This is a genomic window from uncultured Chryseobacterium sp. (assembly GCF_913776365.1).
Classification (GTDB): domain Bacteria; phylum Bacteroidota; class Bacteroidia; order Flavobacteriales; family Weeksellaceae; genus Chryseobacterium.
The window spans coordinates 1-9071 of sequence record NZ_CAJYMO010000127.1 but is presented as its reverse complement, the minus strand read 5'-3'; the positions used below and the strand labels follow the sequence as shown (position 1 = coordinate 9071).

At 44.5% G+C, this 9071-nt stretch carries 7 protein-coding genes; 5 read left to right on the top strand and 2 right to left on the bottom strand.

The window, feature by feature from the left end; all coding sequences use genetic code 11:
- Positions 1-902 (bottom strand): TonB-dependent receptor plug domain-containing protein (locus tag QZ735_RS06255; RefSeq protein ID WP_294245710.1); only part of this gene is annotated, 902 nt, incomplete at its 3' end.
- Positions 903-1232: 330 nt separating this feature from the next.
- On the opposite strand from QZ735_RS06255, the gene metG reads away from it, so the two are divergent.
- On the top strand, positions 1233-3272 hold the full coding sequence (gene metG, locus QZ735_RS06250) for a methionine--tRNA ligase (protein WP_294245709.1): 2040 nt from the start codon (positions 1233-1235) through the stop codon (positions 3270-3272).
- Positions 3273-3327: 55 nt separating this feature from the next.
- On the top strand, positions 3328-3912 hold the full coding sequence (locus QZ735_RS06245; RefSeq protein ID WP_294245706.1) for a hypothetical protein: 585 nt from the start codon (positions 3328-3330) through the stop codon (positions 3910-3912).
- A 52-nt stretch (positions 3913-3964) separates the two neighbouring features.
- Here the strand turns inward: QZ735_RS06245 and QZ735_RS06240 are convergent, their stop codons facing one another.
- Complete coding sequence (locus QZ735_RS06240; protein ID WP_294245703.1) at positions 3965-4666, bottom strand: bifunctional 2-polyprenyl-6-hydroxyphenol methylase/3-demethylubiquinol 3-O-methyltransferase UbiG; 702 nt, start codon at positions 4664-4666, stop codon at positions 3965-3967.
- A gap of 153 nt (positions 4667-4819) precedes the next feature.
- Between QZ735_RS06240 and QZ735_RS06235 the strand changes: the two genes are divergently transcribed.
- From QZ735_RS06235 to QZ735_RS06225, 3 genes are all read left to right on the top strand, one after another.
- Positions 4820-5866, top strand: coding sequence for a serine hydrolase (locus QZ735_RS06235; protein WP_294245700.1), 1047 nt, complete (start codon positions 4820-4822; stop codon positions 5864-5866).
- A gap of 351 nt (positions 5867-6217) precedes the next feature.
- Positions 6218-7360: a VWA domain-containing protein gene (locus QZ735_RS06230; protein WP_294245697.1), complete on the top strand. Its 1143-nt coding sequence runs from the start codon at positions 6218-6220 to the stop codon at positions 7358-7360.
- A gap of 88 nt (positions 7361-7448) precedes the next feature.
- Complete coding sequence (locus tag QZ735_RS06225; protein WP_294245694.1) at positions 7449-8903, top strand: sigma 54-interacting transcriptional regulator; 1455 nt, start codon at positions 7449-7451, stop codon at positions 8901-8903.
- Positions 8904-9071 lie beyond the last annotated feature (168 nt).

Below are 9071 nucleotides of genomic sequence, written 5' to 3'. Positions count from 1 at the left end.
TCCACTTTCAGATGTTTATCGAAAAACGTAGGAGTAATTCTTAAAGCACCTGAAAATCTTTCATAATCACTCGTTTTAACAACCCCTTCGGTTCTGTTATATCCCAATGATAACCTTACCGGTAATTTTTTATCAAATACAGCTCCTGATAAACTTAAATTATTATCAGTAGATACGGATGTCCTGTAGATAACATCCTGCCAATTGGTATCATAAAGTGTTCCGGTGACAGTAGGTGAATCTACAGTTCCACCAACCCCTAGTTTCCATCTGCTTTGCGGAAAGTAGGTGCTTACATAATCGACAAACTGCTGAGAGCCCATTACATCAGAAAATTTGGTAACCTGACCAACAGACATATTGGTATTGAAACCAACTTTTAACTTTCCGCCTCCTTTCTTGGTGGTGATTATAATAACCCCATTGGATGCTCTTGAACCATAGATCGCCGTTGCGGATGCATCCTTTAGAATTGAAAATGATTCAATATCATTTGGATTAACCAAGTTCAGGGGGTTTGCAGATCCTGCTGCAGTAACAAAATCTAACGGGACACCATCAATTACAATGAGAGGGTTATTTTGTGCAGAAATAGAAGAGCCTCCTCTGATTCTTATATTCGGAGCCGAATCCGGTGAACCGCCGCTATTGGTAATTCTTACTCCCGGCGCTTTTCCGTTAATTAACTGATCTGCTGATACAATTGCCCCTTTATTAAATTCCTTTTCAGAAACTGAAGTAATAGAACCTGTAAGATCAGTTTTCTTCTGTTTCCCATATCCAATCAGCACCACCTCCTCTATCTTTTTTTCTTTAGTGGTAGAGTCCGTTTGTGCATGGACCATCGCACTGGCCAACAGGAAGGCCGGAGCGATTTTTAATACTGTCGTAAAATTCTTCAAAATATTATTTTTATATAGTTTCGTATCAATAATAATCAGACAAAAGTCCTGATGCAATTTATAAAAAAATTACAACTATGTTAATTTTATTATAAATTAAGTTAAAATTGTGTAGATTATAGGCTCGCAAAAACACAATATCCTAATTAACAATCATATACATTTAAATATGCATAACATAATACCTGCTTGAATTAACAAAAAGTTAAACTAACGTTTAACTAAATGTAATATTCCGGTGCCCTGAATTGTCTTTTGACAGGAAAAAGGAAGCGCAGAATGAGTATTCCGGGATATTCCTTATCTTTGCCGATAAAACTTTACGATAAAATGTCGAACAGAAAGATGATTACGGCAGCGTTGCCTTACGCCAACGGACCGGTTCATATAGGACATCTCGCAGGCGTGTACATTCCTGCGGATGTGTACGCAAGATTTCAGAGAAGAGCAGGAAAAGAGGTGGCTTTCATCTGCGGTTCCGATGAACATGGGATTCCCATCACCATCCGCGCCAAAAAAGAAGGCGTAACCCCTCAGGATATCGTGGACAAATACCACGAAATCATTAAGAAATCGTTTTCTGACCTCGGAATTTCATTTGATGAATATTCAAGAACAACGTCTCAGAAACATTACGAAACCAGTCAGGAATTTTTCAAAGTCCTTTATGAGAAGGGGAAATTCACGGAAGAGGTTTCGGAGCAGTATTTTGACGAGCAGGCCGGAGAATTCCTGGCCGACCGATATATTGTAGGAACCTGCCCGAACTGCGGCAACGATAATGCCTACGGCGACCAATGCGAAAAATGCGGCTCTACCCTATCGCCTTCCGAGCTGATCAATCCGAAATCCATGCTCAGCGGAAATATTCCCGTGCTGAAGGAAACGAAAAACTGGTATCTGCCACTGAATGAATATGAAGATTTCCTGAATGAATGGATCATCGAAGGCCATAAAGACGACTGGAAAACCAATGTATACGGACAGGTAAAATCCTGGCTGAATGACGGGCTGAAGCCGAGAGCCATGACCCGGGACCTCAACTGGGGCGTTCCCGTACCGCTGCCGGGTGCCGAAGGGAAGGTGCTCTATGTTTGGTTTGACGCGCCGATCGGATACATTTCGTTCACCAAAGAATGGGCGGAAAAGAACGGAAAAGACTGGAAAGACTACTGGCAGAGCGAAGAATCGGATCTTGTGCATTTCATCGGAAAAGACAATATCGTATTCCACTGCATCATCTTCCCGTCGATGATGAAAGCCCACGGTGATTTCGTGATGCCCGACAATGTTCCGGCATTTGAATTCCTGAACCTGGAAAACGACAAGATTTCGACTTCAAGGAACTGGGCCGTCTGGGCACACGAATATGTAGAGGATTTCCCGGGACAGCAGGATGTGCTGCGATATGCACTGCTCTCCTCCGCTCCGGAAACCAAGGATAATAATTTTACATGGAAAGATTTCCAGACGAAGAACAATTCGGAACTGGTAAATATTTTTGGAAATTTCATTAATCGTGTTGCTGTTTTAATTAATAAATATTTTGAAGGCAAAGTTCCTGACGGAAACATCAACGCTCCAGAACTTGAACAAATCAGCAAAAGTGCTATTGAGATCAGAAGTAATCTGGATAATTACGAATTCAGAAATGCCTTGACAGCATTCATGAACTTAGCGAGATTTGGAAACGGATATCTGCAAAATGAAGAACCATGGAAAACTTTCGAAAATGATGTTGAAAAAACAAAAAACACATTATTTATCGGAGCGCAAATTGCTGTTGCACTAGGAAATTTAGCAGAGCCATTCCTGCCTTTCACAGCTGAAAAAATTTACAAAATTTTCAATGTTGCTCAACTAGACTGGACTACAGTTGAAAATTCAAAAGTTTTAATTGAAGCTGGCCATAAAATCGTTGAAAAGGCTCCCTTGATTTATTCTAAAATTGATGATCAAGTAATAGATGCACAAATAGAAAAATTAGAACAAACCAAGCAAAACAACAAAAAGACCAACCCTAACGCCAACCCTATGAAAGACGAAATCACATTTGATGATTTTACAAAAATCGACCTGAGAACCGCTACCATTCTGGAAGCTGAAAAAGTAGAAAAAGCCGATAAGCTGCTGAAGCTGAAGGTGGATACGGGAGTTGATGTAAGAACCGTTGTTTCAGGGATCGCGGAAAGCTTTACCCCGGAAGAACTGATCGGCAAGCAGGTGATGATTCTGCTGAACCTGGCACCGAGGAAGATCAGAGGCATCGAATCCCAGGGAATGCTGCTGCTGACGACCAAGCCGGACGGAAAACTGTCCTTCGTAACGCCGGATGACAGCAATGTGGAGAACGGTATCGAAATCGGATAATTTTACTATAATCTATATTCAAAATGGGCATTTTTTGCCCATTTTTTTATCAATCATGGTACAGAAAAACGTTCTGCAGAAACTTACCAATCCGGAACTGGAAAGTTACCTGCGGGAAGGCAGCAGGTTTACACCGGAAGCCATTCATATGGCCGCTGAAATTCTTGAAGAGAGAGGACGTATATTTACGGATGAAGAAAAGTTCCGCATCAGGGAACTTATCCGGAATAAAAAAGAAGCTGAGGTACTTAAAAAGCTTGAGCAGGAAGAACTGCAGAAAGACCACATTGCTGACGATCCGAATGCCATCCGGCTGTACCCGCGGGAACTGGTCATCCTGTCCGGACTGTTTTTCGGATTTATCTCCGGTGCTGTCCTTCTTGCCCTGAACCTCTTCAAATTAAAAAAATATAAACAAGGGACCGCCATTATTTTGATCGGTATCGTCTATTCCGTGATCCAGTATTCCGGAATCCGGCTGCTGCATGAAACGGCAGACGGTGAAACCACGACACGTTACTGGTGGCGTCCGGAACTCCAGTTTGCCATCATGGGGTTTGCCGTGTTTTTTTCCTCTGGATCGAAACCATCAAAAAGATTCCGTACCGCCCGGCATCACCGATGGTTCCGGTCATTATAGGATTAACGGCTGCTTTCCTGATGTGTATCAATTACAACGGGTTCCTGCCGTCTTATCTCCTGGTGAGCTTTGCCAGGTAAGAATCTTCTTCCTGACGTACTTTTTCGATCCTGAAACCGTTGTTTTCAGCGGCATTTTTCAGGGTGTTGAAATCGAGGTACAGCCATTTGATCGGGTCTTCCGACTGCCCTTTGTAATGCACCACGTAATCCAGCTCGCCGTAGTAGCCCTCCGCCGGAATATAGACGCCGCCGTCTTCATCCGCATCGAACATGTAGATAATATCTGTGCTGTCAATCAGGACCTGCCCGCCGTCATTCAGCAGGGAATGCAGCTTTTTCAGGTAGATGTCGATCACCTGCAGGCTCTGGAAGATCCCGGTGCCGTTCATCAGCAGCAGCACTGTATCAAATCCCTGTTCCTGAAACTGCAGCATATTTGCGCAGAACGCCTGCCGGATGCCTCTCGCTGTACAGACCTCAATGGACTTCGGCGAAATATCCAGTGCCGTTACGTCCAGTCCTTTTTCCTGCAAATACAAAGAATGCGAACCGGCACCGGCACCGATATCCAGTATTTTTCCACGGGATAAGCTGAGGGCTTCCTGCTCCAGGGGATTCATTGCTTTAAACTCCCTGAACAGATAGGCCACCGGAAGTTCATCCAGCTCGGAAATTGAGGTTTCGGTCTGCAGGTCTTCAGGATTATGGTCATGATAATAGTCATGGATGGCTTGGCCCATCAGGTCTTTCATAATGCAAATTTTAGGAATGCAAAGATAGGGTTTTCAGGATAAAACGGCGGGCGCAAAATGGTTTGCGGATAAAAATTAAACCGCTGATGCCGGCTTATATTTGTATATTTGAAACTACAGGACTGATAACCATCCTTTATTGACATGATGACTATGAAAATCAAGAATTACAGAAAACTGCTGTTTTTATTGCCCGTGCTCTTACAGGTCTGTACCGGCCATCTGTCTGCACAGTCGGAGACCGTCAGGAAAATCGACTCAGTAGTAAAACATGCAGACTCCACAGGGATATTCAATGGAAATATCCTGGTTTCCGAAAACAGCAGAATCATCTATGAAGCATCTTTTGGTTTTACCGATGCTGCAAAACAGGAAAAGCTGAATAAAAACTCCAGGTTCCATCTGGGTTCCATCACCAAAGAGTTCAGTGCCGTGGCGCTGATGCAGCTAAAAGAAAAGGGAAAGCTGAAACAGACAGATGAAGTTTCAAAATTTATCCCTGAGCTTCCTGCCTGGGCAAATGAAATGACCATAAAAGACCTTTTGCAGTACAGCAGCGGGCTCCCTAAAATCAACTGGAAAAATATAAAAAACGACCGTGATCTCTTTAATGGCTTACGGGCTGTTGAAAATCTCGATTTTAAACCGGGAACCCGGTATGATTATAACAACAATACCATATTTTTACGGCATTTCGTGATTGAACATGTTACCGGGATGCCTTACAAAGCCTATGCTGAAAAGTTCATTTTCAAACCTGCCGGAATGAAATATTCAGTGATGACGCCTTTGATGCAGGAGAAAAACATAGCCACAGGTTTTAAAAATACAGGCGTACAGGACCCTGCAGAACCGGCCATTACCGGAGGAACCTATGCCACGGCCCGCGACCTGATGAAATGGGCGGATGCTTTACATGCAGGGAAAATCATCAGTGAACAATCGCTGTATGATCTTGGGCAGGGTTTTCCTGACGGGAATAGCGAGTCTGCACTTGGTCATGCCGGGTATCACAATAAGAAACTGACAAGGCATTTTCACCAGGGAAGAGCCGGAAGCTTTGAAGCCGTGCTGTTTTCAGATCCCGGAAGAAAGATCAATATCATCATTCTGAGCAACAGCAGCGCCGGACAACTTTCGGCCCTTTCGGATGCCATCTGTTCTGTTTTCGGGCTTAAAAACCCGGATTCCCGAAAGTAAAATTGTGAGATGAATGACAAAAAAATTGACTTTCATCCCTTTTGCTTTATTCTATTTTATGATAAGCCAAAATCTACAGTAACCTTTGGCTTAAGCCGAATTTTGATCGCGTTTGATACGTCGGGCTAAAGCCCGACGCTATTAATGATCACATACTATTGGATCTGAAATGATAAATCACAGACTAAATTCATATGAATCATAAAACGGGAAGATTTCAGCCGCTGAATAAAGGTTACTCCCATTTGCAATCACATCATTAATCAGAATAATAACCAAATTCTATTTCCCGGACTATAAAACATATCATAATAATTGCTAACTTGTATTGTTCTAAAGAAGAGTGATTGAATGACAAATAAAGAATTTAATTTCAGAAAAGGATACGTCTTCAGCAAACATGTTCCGGAAGAAGTCTCGCATTTTGACCGGGTTTTTGATGTGTTCAAAGATCTGCTGACCCATACCTCCGGCGATATTGAAGAGGCTTTTGAATGGCTGGATATGCTGAATCAGGAATATGACATCTTTACTGACGAATATACCCTGGAAGATTTTGAGGAAGACCTGAAGAAGCGCGGCTATATCCGGGAAGAAATCGATCCCGAAGATGGCAATGCCGGTACCGGAAAAGGAAAGAATGTGCTGACTCCCAAGCTGGAATCTGCGTTACGCGAATTTGCCCTGGACCAGATCTTCGGAAAGCTGAAGAAGAGCGGCATCGGAAACCACCGGACCTCGAAAACAGGCGTTGGCGATGAAAAGGACGGCGACCACCGCTCCTTTCAGTACGGAGACGATCTCTCGCTGGTGAATATGACCGAAAGCCTTAAGAATGCCCAGGTCAATAATGGTATCGGAGACCTCCGGCTTACCGAAGACGACCTCATTGTTGAAGAAACACGCCATAAAGCCCAGATGAGTACTGTTCTGATGATCGACATCAGCCACTCGATGATCCTCTACGGTGAAGACCGGATTACACCGGCTAAAAAGGTGGCCATGGCACTGGTGGAACTCATTCACCGCAAATACCCGAAAGATTCGATCGACATCATCGTTTTCGGAAATGAGGCCTGGCCGATCAGCATCAAAGACCTTCCCTACCTCAAAGTGGGGCCGTACCATACCAACACCGTGGCCGGACTGGAACTCGCCATGGATATTCTCCGGAGAAAAAGAAACACCAACAAACAGATCTTCATGATCACCGATGGTAAACCGAGCTGCATCCAGCTGCCGACAGGAGAATTTTACATGAACAGCGTCGGACTCGACCAACGGATCGTGTCCCAATGCCTCAACAGAGCAGCTCAGGCCCGGAAACTGAAAATCCCGATCACCACCTTTATGATCGCCCAGGATCCGTATCTCAGGAAGTTTGTGGAAGCTTTCACCGCACAGAACCAGGGGAAAGCATTCCTGACGGGACTGTCCGGATTGGGAGAAATGATTTTTGAGGATTACGAGAAAAACAGGAAAAGAAGGATTTAAGAGGCTGTTGGCAACTTGCTTCCGGCAGTTGGCCGTACAGCGAATATTTATATTAACAGTATATCATCTATAATTAGCAGGATTAATAATGAAAAACGAGACGACATTTAAAGAATTAAAAAACTCAGGATACACCCACAAAACCATCAATGAAGAGATACAGGCAAACCTGGTTGCTAAGATCAGGGCAAAAGAACCCGTATTCGAAGGACTATGGGGCTATGAAGATACCGTAGTTCCGCAACTCAAGAAGGCACTGCTTGCCGGCCATCATATCAACCTTCTCGGATTGCGCGGGCAGGCGAAGACCAGGATTGCCAGAAGCATGGTAAGCCTCCTGGACGAATATATGCCTGTGGTAAAAGGATCTGAAATCAACGACAGCCCTTTCCAGCCGATCTCAAAATACGCCCGTGACCTGGTAGCCGAACTTGGCGATGAGACCCCGATTGCATGGGTACACCGGTCCGACCGTTTCTTTGAAAAGCTGGCGACACCGGATGTCAATGTGGCTGACCTTATCGGCGACATCGACCCCATCAAGGCCGCTACGTTAAAGCTTCCGTATTCGGATGAACGCGTATTGCACTATGGAATGATTCCAAGGGCAAACCGGTGCATCTTCGTGCTGAACGAACTGCCGGATTTACAGGCCCGGATCCAGGTTTCCCTGTTCAACATCCTGCAGGAAGGCGACATCCAGATCCGCGGATTCCAGCTGAGAATGCCGCTGGATATCCAGTTCGTCTTCACCGCCAACCCGGAAGATTACACGAACAGGGGAAGTATTGTTACGCCGTTGAAAGACAGGATCGGTTCCCAGATTTTCACCCACTATCCGGAAACGGTAGCTTTAGCCCGTCAGATTACGGAGCAGGAAGCACATATTTCCGCAGAAGATCAGTCAAAAATAACAATTCCGGATCTGGCAAAAGACCTGCTGGAAGAAGTTTCATTTGCCGCCCGCGAAAGTGAATACGTGGATGCCAAAAGCGGGGTAAGTGCCCGTCTCAGCATCAGTGCCATGGAAAACCTGATGGCGGCTGCAAGGCTGCGGCTCATCGAATCCGGTGCGGAACGTACCACCGTCAGGTTACTGGATTTTATGTCCATCATTCCTTCCATTACCGGAAAAATAGAACTGGTGTACGAAGGCGAGCAGGAAGGAGCCGATTATGTAGCCAAAATCCTGATTGACAAAGCGGTGATGACCCAGTTCGAAAGCCTTTTCCCACGCATTTCAAAGCTGGAAAAGGAAAGCATCAAGACACCGTACACCGACCTGATCAAATGGTTCGGGAAAAACCATCTGGCCCTGAATTACAATGATACCGATGAGGAATTTTACGATAAGCTGAACAGCATTGCGCCTTTAGCCACTGTTGTGGAAGAAAACACTGCTGAGCTGAGCCCTGAAGATCAGAATTTCTGCAAAGAGCTCGTACTATGGGCACTGACAATCAGTAAAAAGCTGGATAAATCTGAAAACAGCAATGCCTTTACTTTCGATTCTGCGGAAATCAATCCGTATTACAGGAACTAGCGGGTGGCAAGTGGCTGCTGGCTTATAGCATATGGCACTAGCTTTTTGCTTTCCATACATATCAATGTCCTCTGAATGATTCAGGGGACATTTTCTTTAACAATTTAAGATAGTAAGAGTGGCTTATGGCTGCTGGCAATTGGCTTGTTGCTTCTGCCCTGCATACAT